The organism is Pararhizobium sp. IMCC3301 (genome assembly GCF_030758315.1).
Taxonomy (GTDB): Bacteria; Pseudomonadota; Alphaproteobacteria; order Rhizobiales.
The window spans coordinates 79,678-97,052 of sequence record NZ_CP132336.1 but is presented as its reverse complement, the minus strand read 5'-3'; the positions used below and the strand labels follow the sequence as shown (position 1 = coordinate 97,052).

General features: G+C 59.2%; 16 protein-coding genes. 5 read left to right on the top strand and 11 right to left on the bottom strand.

The window, feature by feature from the left end; translation table 11 throughout:
• Positions 1–247: 247 nt before the first annotated feature.
• The 10 genes from RAL88_RS00445 to RAL88_RS00400 form a co-directional block, all read right to left on the bottom strand.
• Positions 248–2,551: a phage/plasmid primase, P4 family gene (locus tag RAL88_RS00445; protein ID WP_306266468.1), complete on the bottom strand. Its 2,304-nt coding sequence runs from the start codon at positions 2,549–2,551 to the stop codon at positions 248–250.
• A 371-nt stretch (positions 2,552–2,922) separates the two neighbouring features.
• Positions 2,923–4,128: an NAD(P)/FAD-dependent oxidoreductase gene (locus tag RAL88_RS00440; protein WP_306266467.1), complete on the bottom strand. Its 1,206-nt coding sequence runs from the start codon at positions 4,126–4,128 to the stop codon at positions 2,923–2,925.
• Positions 4,129–4,218: 90 nt separating this feature from the next.
• Positions 4,219–4,542: a 2Fe-2S iron-sulfur cluster-binding protein gene (locus RAL88_RS00435; protein ID WP_306266465.1), complete on the bottom strand. Its 324-nt coding sequence runs from the start codon at positions 4,540–4,542 to the stop codon at positions 4,219–4,221.
• A gap of 16 nt (positions 4,543–4,558) precedes the next feature.
• Positions 4,559–5,872: an amidase gene (locus tag RAL88_RS00430; RefSeq protein WP_306266464.1), complete on the bottom strand. Its 1,314-nt coding sequence runs from the start codon at positions 5,870–5,872 to the stop codon at positions 4,559–4,561.
• Entirely contained in the window at positions 5,869–7,062 is a 1,194-nt protein-coding gene (locus RAL88_RS00425; RefSeq protein ID WP_306266462.1) for a DUF1116 domain-containing protein, read from the bottom strand. The genes RAL88_RS00430 and RAL88_RS00425 overlap by 4 nt, the downstream gene beginning before the upstream one ends.
• Positions 7,059–7,685, bottom strand: coding sequence for a hypothetical protein (locus tag RAL88_RS00420; protein WP_306266460.1), 627 nt, complete (start codon positions 7,683–7,685; stop codon positions 7,059–7,061). The genes RAL88_RS00425 and RAL88_RS00420 overlap by 4 nt, the downstream gene beginning before the upstream one ends.
• Complete coding sequence (locus tag RAL88_RS00415) at positions 7,685–8,329, bottom strand: hypothetical protein (RefSeq protein WP_306266459.1); 645 nt, start codon at positions 8,327–8,329, stop codon at positions 7,685–7,687. Before RAL88_RS00415 ends, RAL88_RS00420 begins: the two co-directional genes overlap by 1 nt.
• Positions 8,326–9,684 carry an aromatic ring-hydroxylating dioxygenase subunit alpha gene (locus RAL88_RS00410; protein ID WP_306266458.1) on the bottom strand — a complete coding sequence of 453 codons (1,359 nt, stop codon included), beginning with the start codon at positions 9,682–9,684 and terminating at the stop codon, positions 8,326–8,328. Before RAL88_RS00410 ends, RAL88_RS00415 begins: the two co-directional genes overlap by 4 nt.
• Before the next feature lie 28 nt (positions 9,685–9,712).
• Entirely contained in the window at positions 9,713–11,182 is a 1,470-nt protein-coding gene (locus RAL88_RS00405) for an aldehyde dehydrogenase family protein (protein ID WP_306266457.1), read from the bottom strand.
• A complete protein-coding gene (locus RAL88_RS00400) occupies positions 11,183–12,196 on the bottom strand; it encodes a succinylglutamate desuccinylase/aspartoacylase family protein (protein WP_306266455.1) in 1,014 nt (337 codons plus the stop codon).
• Positions 12,197–12,322: 126 nt separating this feature from the next.
• On the opposite strand from RAL88_RS00400, the gene RAL88_RS00395 reads away from it, so the two are divergent.
• From RAL88_RS00395 to RAL88_RS00385, 3 genes are read left to right on the top strand one after another with little or no spacing between them, the layout of a single operon-like run.
• Positions 12,323–13,417, top strand: a complete 1,095-nt coding sequence (locus RAL88_RS00395; protein ID WP_306266453.1) for a histidinol-phosphate transaminase — start codon at positions 12,323–12,325, stop codon at positions 13,415–13,417.
• A complete protein-coding gene (locus RAL88_RS00390) occupies positions 13,417–13,965 on the top strand; it encodes a decarboxylase (RefSeq protein WP_306266452.1) in 549 nt (182 codons plus the stop codon). The genes RAL88_RS00395 and RAL88_RS00390 overlap by 1 nt, the downstream gene beginning before the upstream one ends.
• Positions 13,962–14,534: a thiamine pyrophosphate-dependent enzyme gene (locus RAL88_RS00385; protein ID WP_306266451.1), complete on the top strand. Its 573-nt coding sequence runs from the start codon at positions 13,962–13,964 to the stop codon at positions 14,532–14,534. The genes RAL88_RS00390 and RAL88_RS00385 overlap by 4 nt, the downstream gene beginning before the upstream one ends.
• Here RAL88_RS00385 and RAL88_RS00380 read toward each other — a convergent pair.
• Positions 14,521–15,411: a LysR substrate-binding domain-containing protein gene (locus RAL88_RS00380; RefSeq protein ID WP_306266450.1), complete on the bottom strand. Its 891-nt coding sequence runs from the start codon at positions 15,409–15,411 to the stop codon at positions 14,521–14,523. The genes RAL88_RS00385 and RAL88_RS00380 overlap by 14 nt on opposite strands.
• Before the next feature lie 179 nt (positions 15,412–15,590).
• On the opposite strand from RAL88_RS00380, the gene RAL88_RS00375 reads away from it, so the two are divergent.
• Complete coding sequence (locus RAL88_RS00375; protein WP_306266449.1) at positions 15,591–16,442, top strand: amino acid ABC transporter permease; 852 nt, start codon at positions 15,591–15,593, stop codon at positions 16,440–16,442.
• Positions 16,443–16,484: 42 nt separating this feature from the next.
• Complete coding sequence (locus tag RAL88_RS00370) at positions 16,485–17,315, top strand: transporter substrate-binding domain-containing protein (protein WP_306266448.1); 831 nt, start codon at positions 16,485–16,487, stop codon at positions 17,313–17,315.
• The last annotated feature ends 60 nt before the right edge of the window (positions 17,316–17,375 follow it).

Below are 17,375 nucleotides of genomic sequence, written 5' to 3'. Positions count from 1 at the left end.
GCGGCATTCCCTTTCCAGGATTTCTGGAAACTCCAGAACGGGTTTCTGATTTGAATTTTTCTGTTGTGAGTGGATTCCCGGGGCTCCGCGCTCCCCCCGATTCGAGCAGACGGGGAAGGACCCTTGGGACAAGTGGGACATGTCTTCCATATAAGCCCCTAGAGATGGGAAACCCTTAGCCTCGCGCGCGTAGGGCGATATAAGCGGAGACTTGTCCCACTTGTCCCAACTCAAAGAAATCAATGACTTACAGAACATCGAAATCACCCACTTGTCCCACGGCCACACGGATTCCGCGATAGCCTCGACCCCGAATGCTGTTAGTGTTCTTGATCGCCTCAAATCCGCGCTGCGAAAGTGTCTCTGGAAAACTGCGCTTCCGTGTTCCGGGGGCTTCGCCATTCTCATAGGCGTAGGCGCTCCAGGAATCCCAGAGATTCCCTGTCGTGTCCGCTTCATGCTTCCCTGTGGTGCAGCAATCCTCAATCCACTGGGCGAAAATGTCCTGTTCTGCGAAGTAGGCTTCTGTTGCGCGCTCCGCGACCGCCGGACGAACCAGCCCATGAGCCTGCCAGTCCAGACACCCTTCGATCATCCATGACAGGATTCCTGGCCACTCCTCGCGAAGTTTGGCAGGCAGATTCGTGTCCTTTGATTTGGGGGGATGGTCGAACGGCAGAATGATGAACCGCCGCTTCACGGCTTCGTCTACGCTGGTCAGCGTCGGGGCATTGTTACCCACGATCACCAGCTTCATTTGTGGCGTAAATTCGAAAGAGTTCTGGCGCATGAATCGCGCCGTAATCTTGTCCCCGCCCGTCAGCGACTTGATCCGGTTTTCTGCCCAGGCCCGCCCCTTCTCAGTCTCCGAGGCCCAGGCCAACCGCGCGCCATCAAGACGGGCAATTTCTTCCGGGTGTGCATCGTGCCTTGCTGCCGTCAAAGTCGAGGTCGCCACGTTGATCGCATATTCGCCCAGGATGTCGGCAACGGTGTTGATCGCCGTCGATTTGCCGGAACCGCCTGGGCCGTAGACGAACACCAGCGCGTGTTCCTTGGTCTCGCCTGACAAAGAATAGCCACCCCACATGCGAAGGAAACGGATCGCTTCGGCGTCGCCGTCCAGGGCTTCGTCCAGGAAGGCCAGCCAACGCGGGCAATCACGCTCCGCGTCGAACCTTTCCAGCGGGATCGGTGCGACGGCAGTCAGGCGCGATATGTGATCGTCTGGGCGTCCGGGTGACAGGCTGCCCGTCCGCAGATCAACCGTCCCCCTGGGCGTCCCCAATAGCCACGGGTCGCGGTTCCAGTCCGCCGCTGTTGCCACGAACTCGCGCACCGTGCGCGCGCCCCGTTCAATCGCTTCCCATACGCTGACCTTGCGCAGCGCCTTGGCCTTTGGATCGTCGTCGGCCATGTCCGTTGCCAGCTTGCGGGCGTAGTGGTGGGCCAGCTTCGTCTCCTCACGCCGCCAGGAATTGCCGTCGAACCGGAACCAAGACCCCGCCGCATGATCGAACCGCAGTTCGTCCTTGTGGGCTGCCGTGAACGCCCGGATCACACCGTCTTCGTCTAGTTCAAAATCCGAGTCCGTGTCTGGTTCGACTCCAAGGATATAGGCGGCTTCCACATCCGGGTCGTCCAGATCGTCAAACAAGTCGATAATCTCCGCGCCTTCCCCGGTGATCCGCTTGCGCGCGTTCTGGACGGTCCTGTCCTGTTGCCTGTCCCCTGCGCGCTGCCACCAGGCTCCCGCGTCCCCAGCATCTTCGCCAATGGCGGCGCGGGCTTCGTCTTCGTCAAAGCCTTCGCGGAATCGGTCACACAGGAACTTGAAGCCAAGGCCGGACCCGGAATCATCGCCACTACCCGCAGTGGCAGCTTTGCCCGCGCCCCGCTTGAACGCGGGGCCGTGGTCCCGGACAAGCCAGCGCAAGGTCTTGAGCGGAACAGCACGGATCGCCGATTCCTCCCTGATTAAATCTTCGGTAACGGTGAAATAGCGGCCACCCATGAACAGCGCGATTTCGGTGTGATCGCCCAGGGAGAACTCCGCGCCGCCCTTATCCGTGACCAGGCCGCTGTCCCGCAGCTTCGCAAAGTCGGACTCGCTGGCAAGGAACAGAATGTGGACACCTGTCCCGCTGGGAGAAGTTTCGGTGAAGCTGGCAAAGCGGTCCACCACGACTTCGGCCCACGGCTCCAGGTCGCAAGTGTCAGGATCACGGCAGCCATCCAGATCGACGCCGCAAAGCCGCCAACCTTCCTCCTGGGCGAGCGGGCCGAACATGACACCGACACCCACCTGGCCTGTTTTCTCGCGCTTCCAACGGCTGTTCTGTGTGCGCTTATAGGCAGCCTTTCGGGTTCCCCAAGAATCGGGATCATCCGATTTAGCCGCGCGTCCTGTCGCAGGATTAACGGGCAGCTTTCGGCCCTCATTGGTTTCGCGCCACGCGACCCAGATCAGGGCGTCGGCTAGATCGCTCAAAGGAAGCGAAGGCTTGTCAGAGACGCTTGTTTTGTGGTAGGTTTTTGAGGTCTGGTGCATCTTGTTTTTCCTTAAATTGGGGTGTCCAGGTGTCATTGCGAAACGAGACAAGCGCCGTTCGGATTCCTAGTCCGAGCGGCGTTCTCTTTTTGACTTGTGGGGGCTTGGTTCTAAACGCGAAGTTTAGAATTTGCTGCACACAGTGCTGCACATTTTGCAAAGCATGAAATTTATATGTTATTGATTTTATTGTGTAATTACTGACTGCCCTATCGGGTAAGCGGACACCCCATCCGCCATTTTTCTCGTTGTCCGACCCGGAGACATAGGTTGAGCGACCCGAGACATGGGTGACGATTTCGTACTGAACGAGTTGTCGATCCTTCTCGGTGCTTGCGGATACGCCTCACACGGTGTTGTCTTAACGTTCCTCATGTTTTCAACAATATGCGCAGGTCAGCTGCCGGATCGGCGATCATTGCCGGGTCCGGGGACCTGCCCATCTCGATCAGCCGTTTGCCGATCATGTAGGCGCGGGCGTCGTTCATGGCGTCGACGGCCAGAAGCTTCTCGGCGGCGTAATACCAGAAGCTGACCGCATCGCCCCCGCCCCTTGTGACGATTTGGTCGTAGCCGGTGTTGAGCCCGGCGATCTGCAGTTTGACGTCGTACTGGTCGGACCAGAACCATGGCTTTGCCTCGTATGACTTGCCAGCGCCAAGCATGTTTTCAGCCACCACTTCTGCCTGCCCTATGGCGTTGCCGACGCTTTCCAGCCGGACCCGCCCGCCCTTGTAGGGAAACGAAGCGCAGTCGCCGGCAGCCCAGATATCCGGGTCCGAAGTACGGCCGAATTCGTCGGTGCGGATACCGTTGTCGATGTCCAGCCCGGCCTCCTCGGCGAGCAGCGTCAGCGGTGTGATGCCGACGCCGACAATGACGAAATCGACCGCAATCTCGCTGCCGTCCGAGAGTACCGCGCCCGCGACCCGGCCCTTGCCGGTCAGCCGGTCGACACCGGTATTTTCAAGGATCGTCACACCATGCTCGGTATGGAGCTTGCGGAAATAATCCGAAGTCTCGGGCGCGGCCACCCGCTGCAGGATGCGCGGCGCCATTTCGATCAGGGTGACCTGAAGCCCCAGCTTCGCGCCCACTGCCGCCGCTTCCAGCCCAATATAGCCGCCGCCAATGACGAGGAGCCGGCGGCCTTTCACGAAGTCCGGCGCCATGGCGTCAACATCGGCAAGCGTACGCACGGTATAGATACCGGTCAGATCGCCGCCGATCGCTGCCGGCAGGCGGCGCGGGCGCGAGCCGGTGGCCAGCGCGAGCTGGCCGTAGGGAATGCTCTGGCCGCCGACACGAACGGATTTCGCGGTGCGGTCGATTGCAGTGGCTGCCGCGCCGAGACGCAAGTTAACCTTCTGATCCTCCCAGAACGAGGGGCCCCGCAGATAGATCCGTTCAAGCGCCATTTCGCCGAGAAGATAGCCTTTCGAGAGCGGCGGACGCTGGTAGGGCGGCACCGGCTCCTCGCCAATCATGGTGATATTGTCGTTATAGCCAAGCGTTCTCAGCTTCGCCGCGAGTGACGCTCCCGTCTGACCAGCACCAACGATGACAATACCATTCATGGCAAAATTCCTTATGGTTTCTGATCGTGTGTAGCCCGTCGCTGGTGGTCACGCCATGCCGCGTCATGATCCGGCACCGATTTGACCATTTCAGTTCTGCTTTTCGGGCATGTGCACGATCAGTCCCTCCAGCGCCTGATTGACCTTGATCTGGCAGGTCAGACGCGAGCGGGCCGTGTCCGGCTGATGGGCAAAATCGAGCATGTCGTCTTCCATCGATTCTTTTGCAGGCAGTTTTTCGGTCCAGTCGGGATCAACATAGACATGGCAGGTTGAACAGGCGCAGGCACCTCCGCAATCAGCCTCAATGCCCGGGATGCCGTTGTCACGAGCGCCTTCCATCACGGTTTTCCCATCCGGCACGTCAACGGTGTGCGCCTTGCCGCCATATTCGATGTAAGTAATTTTTACCATGTCGTGATTTTTGCTCTCATCGTTTTCGAATTGCCGTTCTGGCCAGGTGGTTCTGGAACACTGCGTGAACCCATTCGGCGACCGCGAGCAATTTGCTGTCACCCCCTTTGCGGCCAATCAACTGTATTCCGAGCGGCATTCCTCCTGGTCCGACACCCAGCGGCAGCGCGACGCATGGCAGTTGCAGCAGGCTCCACATGCGGCTGAACAGCGGGTCGCCGGTTGCACCCAGGCCTTCAGGTGCCTCGCCCGGTGCGGACGGCACGAGAACGGCATCACAATCGAGAAACATCACGTCGAGCATTGCATTCGCCCGCTCACGCAGCGCAAGCGCCGCATGATAGCGGGCGTCGGTGACTGTTCTACCGTCTTCGACAAGCTGTTTAAACTGATCGCTGATGGCGCTGCGGTGGGCGTCATACAGATCGGCCCTGCTGCGTGCGGTCTCATAGCTCATCACGGTCTTATGTGCCTCGGTCAGTTCGGCAAAGAGGTCCGGGTGGTGCATTTCGCCAGTTTCGGCACCCGACTCTGACAAGGCACGCATGGCGCGGTGGCAGACGTCGCGCATTTCGATGGTTCCATCCTGCCAGTGGGGTCCGCGCATCAGGCTGATACGCGGCAAATTGTCGGAAAAGTCCGGCGGTTTGGGCAGAGCGCTTGCGGTCAGCACAGAACGTGCCAGCACAAGATCGCGCGGATCCCGCGCCAGCACGCCAAGTGTGTCAAGGCTCGGAGAAAGGGCCATGACACCGGACAGATCAAATTCCCCTGTCGTTGGTTTGAAGGCGCAGATACCGCAATAGGCGGCGGGCCGGATCAACGAAGCGGCGGTCTGCGAACCGAAGCCAAGCGGGGCCATGCCATCCGCGACTGCTGCTGCAGAGCCGGATGAAGACCCGCCGGGCGTATGCGACAGGTTATGCGGATTGGCCGTTTTGCCCGGCCGGAAATAAGCGAATTCCGTAGTGACAGTCTTGCCGATCGGGATCGCGCCCGCGTCGAGAAAGCTTTTTACACAAGCGGCATTCGAGGTTGGCCGGCGGTCGGTATATATATCGCTGCCCCAGCCGGTGGGCATGTCATCGGTGTCGATAATGTCCTTGATGACAAAGGGCACGCCGTGCAGCGGCCCTTTCGCTGGCTGGCTATCCGCATCCCGAGCCCGCTGCATCGCACGGTCTGCGTCAAGATGGACAAAAGCGCCGATGTCGGCTTCCCGCTCGGCGATCCGCTCCAGATGAGCGGCCATTACGGCGCTGGGCAGAATCTCGCGTTCACGGATCATCCAGGCAATCACGGTTGCGCTCAAATTGTTGAACGCAGTCATCCTTCTAGCGCCTTCATGGCCTGTGCAAACGGCGTCACCGGCATGTCATAGATCCCGCCGCCAAGCCGTCCGGCGATTCCCAGCCGGTCGAGAATGCCAAGTCCGACAACCGGACCGGCGCCGGCCGCCACAGCGCCTCGCGCGGTGCTTCCCAGGCGCAGCTGAAGTGATCGGAAATAGGGGTGAGTGCCAACCGACAGACCGGTTGTGCGCGCCTCGCTGTCGCCGGGCAGATAGTTACCAAGCGCGGTCTGTTGTGCCGGGCTGAGATCAATGGCCATGGCGCCAAGGCCGAAGGCTTCGACCACGGCACTGTCGCCGATTGCACCCAGCGCGCGTCCTTTCGGCAGATCGATCTCGAATTTTCCCTTCGGCGGCTCTGCAGGAACGGTAAACCAGCGGCCCGGCAGCCCGGATATCTGAATTCCCGCATCTCGCCCGTTGCCACCGGCAGCGGTGACAAAGCTTGACCCTTCGATGCCTTCCGCCAGTTTCATCATGCACTTCGTTGCCGCCATCCACAGATTGAGGAACAGCGATGGAGAGTTGGCCATGAATTCCAGCGCGTTCTCGTCAGAAATTGCGCCCTTTGTACGATCCTTCAGTTCGGCGATCAGTGCACTGGTGGCAACCTGGGTGCGGCCATGGCAATCATCGCCGCCCAGCAGACCGCACACCGCAAGAGGAACCAGCGCGATGCCTTCAGCCATGCCGTTTTGCAACACATCGAGAAAGCGTGTGTTGAGCCAGCGGATATGTTGGAGCACCGCCTCCGAACGCAGCCCAAGCCGCATTGCAGGCCGCGATCCGGCGTTGATGGGAGCATAAACCCGCTGCAGTCCGCGCCAGGCATCATAGACCGTATGCAGCGGCATCGAGGCGCTGACGACAGCGGCCAGCGGCGTGACAACATCATGATCCTGAGCGGATTTCAGCTCGATCTCGCCAGCCATGATCATGGCTTCGGCCTGATCAAAATCTTTTGCGATGCCCTCATAGACAGCGGCGACACAGGATGAATTGAGAATGGGAGCGGTGATCAGATCCGGCGCGGAAAAGGCCGGTCCGGCATGCAGCAGGACGTTCTGCGGCAAGTCCAGCGCCTCGGCGGCAGTGTTGAACCGGTTCCAGACCGGTTGGGTTACCATCGCGCGATCAAAGGCGAGCCGGTCGGCGGGATGAAGTATCATGTCGCCTCCGGTGGAATGATCCAGGTTTCCGAAAAATAGAGAAACGCCGTTGTGGTTTTAAATCCGGCCTGCACCCTTTCGCCAACGGCACCGGGCAGCCGCTGTCCGTTGACGATGATCTGCGCATCGCGGGCCGGAACCAGAAGGGTGAACATGGTATGTGCACCGGTGCCGACCTGATCGGGCGTCAATTCAAGCGCTTTGGGCGGCTCCAGACCCTCCCAGACCAGTTCGACTGTCACCCCCTCGCCCGAGACAGTTTCGGTGTAGCGATGCCCCATCGGGTCGCCGGTGCTGCGCACCGTCTTTGCCAGCTTCACCGGCAGTGAATCAAACGCCGGCGCTGCGCGAAAGGCGGCCAGTTTGCCGATGAAGCTTTGCTTCAGGAAAGCGGCCAGCGGCATGTTGTCGGTCAGCATCACATTTGGGGCCGCGTGCGTGCCGTTGACCTCCCCCGGTGTGCCATAGAGCAATAGAACCTGGCCCTGCCCCACAGGCGACCAGGCGACGCGGAAAAACAACGCCATGGACGAAAAATTGCCGCGCTCGTCTTTCAAAAGAATGCCGGGATTTTCGCCGGTCCAGTCGACGATTCCGGGGGTGACGGGTTGCGTGAGTGGCATCATGCACCTCCCTGTCGTGATGCGGGCGGCGGGGTGACCCAGGTTTCGGAAAACGCCAGAAATGCAGTGCTCATGGTGCGGCCGAAGAATTGCCGCTCGGCTACCACGCCCGCAAGTGGCGTGCCGTTCAAAATGACCTGTGCTTCCCGCGCCTCCAGAAACACCGAATACATCTCGTGCTCCCGGGTGGCCGAATTCTGTTGCGTCACTTCGACCGGCAATGGCGGCCCCAGATCGCGCCAGACCATCTCCAGCGTCACACCTGAACCACGCAGAGTTTCGCTGTAGCGTGATTTCAGATCGCCCGGGCGCTTTTCAACAGAGTCGCAATCCAGCCATGTCATCGCACCCAGTCCATCCTTGCCGCGAAAAGTAGGCATCTTCGCCACCCAGCCATCGACGATCCAGCGCATCATACGCTGGTTGTCAGTCATGATCAGATTGGGCACCTCCGGCCAGCCCTTCGCCATCTCGGGCGCGCCAAGAACGATGGCCGCATGGCCGCGCCCATAGGGCGACAGCACGACGCGAAAGAACACGGCGAGCGTGGAATAGGACGCGTCACCTGCATTGTGCTTCAGATAGATGCCGGGGTTTTCACCCGACCAGTCGACACGGCCGGGATTGATCGCGATACGTGTCATGCCCAGCTTGCCTCATATTGTTTCAAGGCGTCCTTGATGAACTGATTGCGGTGCGCACCTGTCTTGTCGTCCCCGGCGCGCAGGATGTCGGCGACCTTGAACGAAATTTCCTTCAAGATTGCGGCGTCGTCGCGTCCCTCCGGCACCGCAATGCGCAGCATCGTATCGCCGGCATAGGTTGGCAATACACCGCCATAGAAGTCCGTCGGATGGGGCACGGAATTGCCCTCGGCGAGTGAGCGGATGTTGCGGCGTAGCATGCGCCGCACCTTGGCCACCCCGCGATCGGTAAAGCAGAGGTTTTCGCGGGCATGGATATTTTTCGGTCCCTGGCTGACCCAGGCGTCATAGTCGCCGGGATCGCGCTGACGCTGTTCGTAAGAGCGGTCCGGGTCCTGGCCGTAAAAGTCGGTCTTGCCATAACCAACCTTGGATTTATCGGTCAGCCCGCGCGGATCGTCTCCTTCGCGAAAATGCCGCCAGGTCACCACCATGGTGTTGGTGTCATCAATAGGCACGACCCAGCGGCTGAGGCCACACCGGCCAAAGTAACGCGGCGTGTCCGGCACCGGGAAATGCGCCCCGTTCTGGGTGAAGCCCGGCATCATGTGGTCATGAATGCGCAGCCACACAATGTCTCCGACGCGGCGCACATTGGTGTAGAAATCACCGAATTTGCCCTCGTGGAATTCGATCATCGGCATTTCGGCAAAGGCGTCGATGAACTGGCTGCGCACTGCCAGCGTGTGAAGATACACCACATGAAAGGGGTCCCAGGCGTTCTCCATCACCTGCAGCCAGTTACAGGGCGATTTGATCAGCGAAGGCAGCATGTCATCGCCCGCCTCGTCAAAAGTATCCATCACCGGAAATGGCGGCATTGTGTCCTTCGGGCCAAGATAGGCGAAGGCGATCCCTTTGAATTCGATCACCGGATAGGCACCAAGGCAGGCTTTTTTCCTGACCTGGGATGCCGGAGGCTCGCACGGCGTTTCCAGAACTGTGCCGTCGAGGCCATATTTCCAGCCATGATAGGAACAGCGTATGCCGCCTTCCTCGACGATCCCGAATTCAAGACTCATATTGCGATGCGCGCAATGCAGATGCGTCAGGCCAAGCTTGCCCTCTTTCTTTTCACGAAACAGCACCAGATCCTCGCCCAGCACCCGTATCCGGTAGGGCAGATCGCCAATCTGATCAGTCATCGCAACGGGCATCCAGAAGCGGCGCATATATTCGCCGCAAGGCGTGCCGGGTCCGACTTCGGTCAATTCCGGATCGGGTTCCTGTTGCCAGACACTCTGCCGATCATGGCCGCGAAAATTGCCTTCAGGGATATCAAACATGGTGTTCATTCGGCTTCTCCAGTCTTATCATTGCGCCTCAAACGGGCTCCGGAAACGGGTCCGCCACGGCGGCGCGCCCGGTCCAGACGGATTTGTCTTGCAGAAAATCCTTCACCGCATCCGGGCCCAGCTCACGGCCATAGCCGGAACGCTTCATGCCGCCGATGGGGCTGCCGGGATCGACGCTGCGGTAATGGTTGATGTAGACAGTGCCGGCATTGATTGCGTTTGCCACGCGCCTGCCCTTGTCGATATCTGATGTCCAGACCCCGCCGGCCAGCCCGTAGTCGCTGTCATTGGCCAATGCGATGGCCTGACACTCGTCGTCAAAACTTGTGACCGCCAGCACCGGGCCGAACACTTCTTCACGCCAGAGCTGCATCTTTGGGGTGACATCAGTGAAAATCGTAGGACCAAGGTAAAAGCCGACACGCCCGGCTGCCGTCCGGGTACCATCCAGCAGGCACCTGGCACCCTGCGCTTTGGCCTGTTCGATGATGGCGGTCACCTTGCGCAGATGCGCCTCATTGGCCAGCGGGCCGACCTGGGTGGCCGGGTCCATCGGATCGCCGAAGCGCAGGGCGCGGGCCCGCTCCAGCAGATGCGCCACGAAAGAGCCGGCAATCGGCGCTTCGACAATGAGCCGCGAGCCGGCCACGCAGGTCTGCCCGTTTGACAGGAAAATACCCGACAGCACTCCGTTCACCGCATTGGCGCGCTCGGCATCGGAAAACACCACCTGCGGCGATTTTCCGCCCAGCTCCAGCGTTGCAGGCACCACGCCCTCCGCTGCAGCTGCAGCCACTTTGCGGCCCCCGGCATCCGAGCCGGTAAAGGTAACCTTGCGGGTTAGAGGATGGCGCACCAGCGCCTCGCCCACTTCATGGCCATAGCCCGTAACCACGTTCAAAACCCCGGTTGGCAGACCCGCTTCATGTGCCAGACTTGCGAATTCCAGCGTCGATGCCGATGCCAGTTCCGATGGTTTCACCACCACCGTGTTGCCGGCAGCGAGCGCCGGGCCCAGCTTCCAGGCCAGAATCATCAGTGGTGAATTCCACGGCGTGATCGCCACGACCACGCCATAGGGCAGGAATTGCGTTTCGCTTTCCACTCCGGCAATGCGGTTGCTCTGCGGCTCCGGACCGAGCTTGCGCGCCTCTGCGGCAAAATGCCGATACCACATATGCAGGCCGGAAAACTGTCCGCGCACTTCGGTGATGCGCTTGCCATTGTCGCGCATTTCGGCTTCGACAAGCTGTTGCCAATGGGTTTCCAGATAGTCAGCCAGACGCTCAAGAACATCCGCCCGGCCGCTGGCCGTCAATTCGGCCCACTCGCCAGCGCGAAAGGCACTGTCAGCGGCGCGCATCGCCCGATCCGCATCGGCGGCATTGCCGCGTGAAATCCGGCACCATACCCGGCCGGTCGCCGGATCGACACTGTCGATCTGCGCGTCGGTTTCGGCTGTAAAGGTGCCAGCGATGAAGTGCGTGTATTGCTTCATTCACTGCCCTTCCGGAACATCTCGGGCAACCAGCGCCAGCAATTCGCCGCGGCGCACCATGCCACGGCATGTATGGGCAAGAACCAACCCGGCGGCGGGCAAGACCATGGATTGTGACGCACGTTCGGGTTCGGCAGGATGGTGGAACCAACCGGCAATCTGGCCGGCGCTGACTTCCTGTCCGGCTTCGACTGCGCGGTCAAACAAGCCGTCGGCCGGTGCATAGAGCGAATCCAAAGGCGAGGCGATTTCGACCCGACGCGGCGGCGGGCTTACAGTAGTGGCATCAAGCAGACCGAGATGGCCAAGACATTGCAAAAGCCCGGTTTCGGCCAGTCCGGTAATGTTGGGGTCCGAACCGCCTCCGCCGCCCAGTTCAGCAGCGATCATCGGTACGCCGACGCGTTCGGCGGCGGCATTTACAGAGCGGTTGTCGTTATTTGCGCCCAGCACCCAGATCAAGGGCAGGCCAAAAGCCTGTGCAAGCTCCAGATTGCGTTGATAAAGGCCAGTATCCGCTGTGCGGGTCGCCAGCGCACAGGGTTGAAAGAACGCAGCCTTGCCACCTGAATGCAGATCGATCACTGCGGCGCAACGTGGCATCAGAACGGTTTCGACAAAATGCGCCAGCATCGCAGTAGGACCACCGTCGGGATCGCCGGGAAAGGCACGGTTCAGATTGGCCCCGTCCAGCGGACTCACCCGCGACGAGGCAGCAAGAGCTGGTGCATTCAGCGCCGGCACCAGGATCACCTGCCCGGCAAGCGCATCGGGCGACAGTTGCCGCGCCAGCCGCATGATCGCGGCCGGCCCCTCGAATTCATCGCCATGGGTGCCGCCGATAATCAGAACGACAGGACCAACGCCGCCCTTGATGCTGATCACGGGAACCGGGTGATAGCCGAGGGGATTGGTATTGTCGGACCAGCGCAGCATCAGATCGCCAATGACACGGCCGGGTAGATCCAGGTCGATGGTCAGTCGCAACCGGCTTTCGGAGGAATGGTTGGGCATTTGCAGTCCTTCGGACAGACGCATCCGCGCCTTTCGAGAATCTTTATAGCATAATAAAATAGAAAGCGAATTGAAAAATTATATCTTTCATGTGATGTATACACCATCAGAGACCGGGAGGTGAAAATGGCCGTCATGCGCGCGAAATCAGCTATCGACAAAATTCGCCCGCACATGATCGAGGCAGTCGGGCACGCGGCCGCGCCTGTTGCAATCCATCTGAATTCAAACGAAAGCGTTTACGGGCCCAGCCCCCTTGCCGCTGCCGCTGCGCGCGCAGCAATCGCCGGGATCGAGCGCTATCTTGAAAATCCGGACGCGGCGCTTGCACCGGCGATAGCAGATCGTTTTGGCCTGCAGGCCGCGCGGATCACCGTCGGGCAAGGTTCGGATGACTTGCTGGCGCGCCTGGCACGCGCCTATCTGGGCCCCGGCACAGAACTGATCCGCAGCGAAAACGGATATCTCAAAGTGCCGAATTATGCCTATGCAAATGATGCCGACGTGATCTCGGTGCCTGATGACAACTTCAAACCGTCAATCGACCATATGATTGCCGCGATAAGCGAGCGCACACGGATCGTCTATCTTGCCAATCCTGAAAACCCTGCAGGCACTTATCTGTCCGGCGCCGAAGTCCGCCGTCTTCATGCAGCCATTCCCGATGACGCCCTGCTGATCATCGACAGCGCCTATGAGGAATATGTCAATGCTCCCGACTATGAGCCGGCGCACAGGCTGGTGGAGGAGGCAAAAAATGTCGTGATGTGTCGCACACTTTCAAAGATTTTTGGCCTAGCCGGAGCGCGAGTGGGCTGGGCCTATGGCCCGGATGATGTCATCGACTCGCTGCGCCGCATCGCTTTGACCTTCCCGGTCGCATCTCCCTCTGTTGCGGCGACGATTGTGGCGCTGGAGGATCGCGGCCATACAGAATTCGTCCGCAACGCCACTCTCAGCGGCCGCAACTGGCTGAGTTCTGAACTGAAGGGCTTGGGCCTGGACGTGATCCCGAGCCAGGCCAATTTCGTTCTGGTGAGATTTCCCGACCCTGAAAAGACTGCTGAGGCTGCCGATGCCGCATTGCGCGCATCTGGTATTGCTGTGCGCAGATTCGCTTCTCCCGCCTATCGTGATTGCATCCGGATCACCATCGGCCTGCCTGATGATCTGCGCGCCTGTGTCGCTGTGATTTCGTCGTTTCTGAACGGAGAGAGTTGATGGTTGCCTCAACTGCCGCATGCCCACCAGATCCGGCCGTCGCTCATCCTGGCGGTGCCGACATCATTGCCGCGATCAAAGCTGCCAGCGTGCGCGAAATCGTTGCCCTGCCCGATATTGTGACAAGCGAGGGGCTGCTCTGGCCCATATCCAGCGATGCTGATTTTCGCCTGACACGGATCTGCAAGGAAGATGAAGGTGTCTCGATCTGCGCTGCGATGTCCTATAATGGCACGCGTGCAGTTCTGATGATGCAGCAGACGGGGTTGATGGATTCGCTGAACGCAATCCGTGCAATCGGAATGGATTACGAGCTGCCGGTGGTGATGATGGTGGGCCTTCAGGGCAAGGAACCGCATCTTCGCCCCGAACAGTCAGCGGCATATGGCGTGCGCATCGTCCGCCCGGTCCTCGATGCAATGCAGATTTCACATTCGCTGATCGAAGCACCTGAAGATGTCGGCCACATTTCTCTGGCGATCGTGGCCGCCTACACCAGGTCCCGCCCCCATATTTTCCTGATTGGCCGGTCGCCGGAGGCACCATGACATTGCGCCGCGACGATGCATTGAAATCCCTGATCCCACACGTCAACGACGAGGATATTGTTGTTGCTGTATACCAGAGTTGTTTTGACTGGCTGGCGCTGAATCCGCGCGATCTGAACTATGTCGGGGTCGGCGCGATGGGTCAGGCATCGTCCCACGCGCTCGGACTTGCTCTGGCAAATCCGGAGCGCCGCATCTTCGTCTTCGATGGCGACGGCAGTCTGCTGATGAATCTGGGATCACTGGTGACCATTGCCAATGCCGGTGTCACCAATTTTTACCATTTCCTGTTTGCAAACAGGGTTTATGAGGTGAATGGCGCGCATCCGCTGCCGGGAGCCGATAAAATCGATTTTGCCGCCATGGCGGGCGCGTCCGGCTATGCCGGCACTCGCAGCTTTGACGATTCCGTTGCTTTTTGCGATGGATTGCCGGACCTGCTCGCTACGCCGGGCCCACAGATGACCGTTCTTGAGATTGTACCGGGCGCAGCCTATCCGCGCGACTACGATTATATCCACAGTTCCGCCGCGCGGCAGCGTTTTCGCGAAGCGCTCAACCGGCGCTAGCGGTTTCCTGGGCGATCTTGAGGAACGTATCGGCAACCGTAGAGAGCGGCCGTTTCTTCGACCAGAACAGCACCGCGCGAAAGCTCAGGGGTGCTGCAAAGGGCAACACGATGCAGTCGGGCATGGTACTGAGATAGCTTTTGCTGGCGCCGACGACAGCGACACCAAGGCCGCGCGCGACCAGTCGGCAGATCGCATCGGTCGTGCGCGTTTCATACAGCATCCGGCGTTCAATTTTCTTCGCATCGAAAAAGTTGTCTATCTCAAACCGGAACCGTGAGGTCGACATGTAGGAGATGAAATTTTCGTCGGTCAGATCATGGGCCTGAATCAGGGATTTCCGGGCAAGCCGGTGGTGTTTGGGAAGGACACAATAAACATCGTCGTTTTTGATCATCAGGCTTTCGAACGAGGGATTGACCGGCTCGCTGGCAGTGATACCGAAATCATAGTTCTGCGAGACCATCCATTCGACCGTGTCGTCATTTGCCTCAATCTCCATCCGCACCATGGTTTCGGGGCGCGCCCTGGCAAAGCCGCCGATCAGATCGGGGGCAAGCTGGGTCGAAAAGGTTGGTGTGATGACAAGGGTGAGCCGCGCGTGACCAAATCTGCCGATTGCAACCGCCGCCTGCTTGATATGCTCCATGCCGCTGATCGCCTGGCGAACTTCGCCGACCAGAAGCCGGGATTCTTCGGTCGGGACCAGAACCCGCCCTGCCCGCTGGAAAAGCTGAAACCCAACTTCGGATTCCAGATCGGAAATCAGCCGGCTGACCGCAGGCTGCGAAACTCCCAGCATCACTGCCGCCTCTGTCACTGTACCGGTCGAAACCACAGCGCGAAACGCATCGACCTGCCGGAACGTAATTTTCATGGCACTTTGCCTCCTGATCGCTGACAGACGTGTTAGCATTAGCTGGGCTTAAAGCAAGGAGTAGCTCGGATTATAACCATAATCGTTTTTTATACGAGCCTACGAAATGTGTTGACTACACTATATAACACAGCGGATACTATCTGCACGGTCTTCAGTGTGAATTGCTGAGAGGGGTCATGCAGGCACGAACACCAATACCCACACCGCGTGAACAGCGTCAGCGCGAGGAGGTCGGACTGGATGTCCGTGCTCTGACGCGCACAATCTGGCAGGTGACACAGGCTGCGCTGGTTTTTCTTCTCCTCGGCGGTCTGATCTGGCGCGGCGCGCAGGCAATGGATTATAACTGGCAGTGGTACAGGGTCGAGCCATTTTTCTATCGCATCATCGACGGCGAAATGATCTGGGGACCGCTGGTCAAAGGACTGATCCAGACCTTAAAGCTGGCAGCGGTGAGCGGAGTTTTCGCCATATTGATCGGGTTCGTGACCGCCTTTGCACGGATGTCGAACTCGATTGCAGGACGGATCATCGCGAAATGGTATCTGGAAGCGATCCGCAACACGCCATTGCTGGTGCAGCTTTTTCTGTTCTATTTTGTGCTGGCGCCAATTTTCGGGATTGACCGTTTCTGGACCGGCGTGCTCTGCCTCTCGTTCTTCGAGGGATCATTTGCCGCCGAAATCATTCGCGGCGGAATTACCGGAGTGGATCAGGGACAGTATGAAGGCGGCGATGCCATTGGCTTGAACATCGTCGACAAGTACCGTTACATTGTCATTCCACAATCGCTGCCGCTGATCCTGCCGCCGCTGACCGGGCTGCTCATCTCGCTGATAAAACATTCCGCGATCGTCAGCGTGATCGCCGTCTCCGAATTAACCACGGCCGGACTGAATCTCATCGCCGATACTTTCATGGCTTTTGAAATCTGGTTCCTCGTGGCGGGAATCTACCTCGCTGTGACGATCACACTGTCGGTCGGCGTCAGCCAGTTCGAAAGGTCGCTGAACAAAAACAACCGCTAAAACCAAGAAAACTGCCTAGAAATCAACACTGGAGGAAAACCGATGAAATTTCTGAAACTCAAGAAGGCACTTCTCGTAGCCGTATCACTCGCGATCGCGGCCGTCGCCACTCTGACCGGCCCCGCCTCGGCGCAAAGCGTGGTGGAGGAAATCCTGCAGCGCGGCAAGTTGCGCGTAGGAATGTCGACCTTCGTGCCATGGGCGATGCGCGATAAGGAAGGCAACCTGATCGGCTTTGAAATCGACGTCGCCAAAAAACTTGCCGAGGATATGGGCGTCGAAATCGAATTCGTTCCCACAGCCTGGAGTGGAATCATTCCTGCTCTGCTGGCAAAAAAATTCGATGTGGTCGTCGGTGGCATGTCGATTACGCCGCAACGCAATCTGACGGTGAATTTCACCATTCCCTATGCGCATTCCGGCCAGCAGATGGCCAGCAACCAGGAACTGTCCGGGGGGTTCAAGTCGATTGATGACTATAATGATTCCAGCGTGACCATTGCCTGTCGCCGCGGAGCCACGCCCTGCAACTTTGCGCAAAAGAGATTCCCCAAGGCGACTTTGCGCCAGTTCGATGATGACGCCCAGGCATTCCAGGAGGTTGCAAACGGCAACGCACATGCCATGATCTCATCGGCACCCAAGCCACGGTTCTGGGCCGATGCAAACCCCGGCAAGGTGTTTGTTGCCAATGACGGTGAAAACCTGACCCGCGGCGACGAGGCTTTTGCGCTGCGCAAGGGAGACGTTGATGCGCTGAACTTCTTCTCGAACTGGATCCAGGTCAACTCCTCGAATGGTTGGCTTCAGGAAACCAACGATTACTGGTTCAAGGATCAGTCCGCCTGGAAGGACATGGTCGCACCTGAGTAGTAGGTTCGAAAGACATTGAGTGGCACCGGGAATATTCCCGTGCCACTCTCCTTGCCGAAC

Coding starts and splice junctions, on each gene's coding strand:
- RAL88_RS00415 (WP_306266459.1), bottom strand. CDS start 8,329: ATGACACGTATCGCGATCAATCCCGGCCGTGTCGACTGGTCGGGTGAA.
- RAL88_RS00445 (WP_306266468.1), bottom strand. CDS start 2,551: ATGCACCAGACCTCAAAAACCTACCACAAAACAAGCGTCTCTGACAAG.
- RAL88_RS00420 (WP_306266460.1), bottom strand. CDS start 7,685: ATGCCACTCACGCAACCCGTCACCCCCGGAATCGTCGACTGGACCGGC.
- RAL88_RS00440 (WP_306266467.1), bottom strand. CDS start 4,128: ATGAATGGTATTGTCATCGTTGGTGCTGGTCAGACGGGAGCGTCACTC.
- RAL88_RS00410 (WP_306266458.1), bottom strand. CDS start 9,684: ATGAACACCATGTTTGATATCCCTGAAGGCAATTTTCGCGGCCATGAT.
- RAL88_RS00400 (WP_306266455.1), bottom strand. CDS start 12,196: ATGCCCAACCATTCCTCCGAAAGCCGGTTGCGACTGACCATCGACCTG.
- RAL88_RS00380 (WP_306266450.1), bottom strand. CDS start 15,411: ATGAAAATTACGTTCCGGCAGGTCGATGCGTTTCGCGCTGTGGTTTCG.
- RAL88_RS00435 (WP_306266465.1), bottom strand. CDS start 4,542: ATGGTAAAAATTACTTACATCGAATATGGCGGCAAGGCGCACACCGTT.
- RAL88_RS00385 (WP_306266451.1), top strand. CDS start 13,962: ATGACATTGCGCCGCGACGATGCATTGAAATCCCTGATCCCACACGTC.
- RAL88_RS00425 (WP_306266462.1), bottom strand. CDS start 7,062: ATGATACTTCATCCCGCCGACCGGCTCGCCTTTGATCGCGCGATGGTA.
- RAL88_RS00375 (WP_306266449.1), top strand. CDS start 15,591: ATGCAGGCACGAACACCAATACCCACACCGCGTGAACAGCGTCAGCGC.
- RAL88_RS00395 (WP_306266453.1), top strand. CDS start 12,323: ATGGCCGTCATGCGCGCGAAATCAGCTATCGACAAAATTCGCCCGCAC.
- RAL88_RS00390 (WP_306266452.1), top strand. CDS start 13,417: ATGGTTGCCTCAACTGCCGCATGCCCACCAGATCCGGCCGTCGCTCAT.
- RAL88_RS00370 (WP_306266448.1), top strand. CDS start 16,485: ATGAAATTTCTGAAACTCAAGAAGGCACTTCTCGTAGCCGTATCACTC.
- RAL88_RS00405 (WP_306266457.1), bottom strand. CDS start 11,182: ATGAAGCAATACACGCACTTCATCGCTGGCACCTTTACAGCCGAAACC.
- RAL88_RS00430 (WP_306266464.1), bottom strand. CDS start 5,872: ATGACTGCGTTCAACAATTTGAGCGCAACCGTGATTGCCTGGATGATC.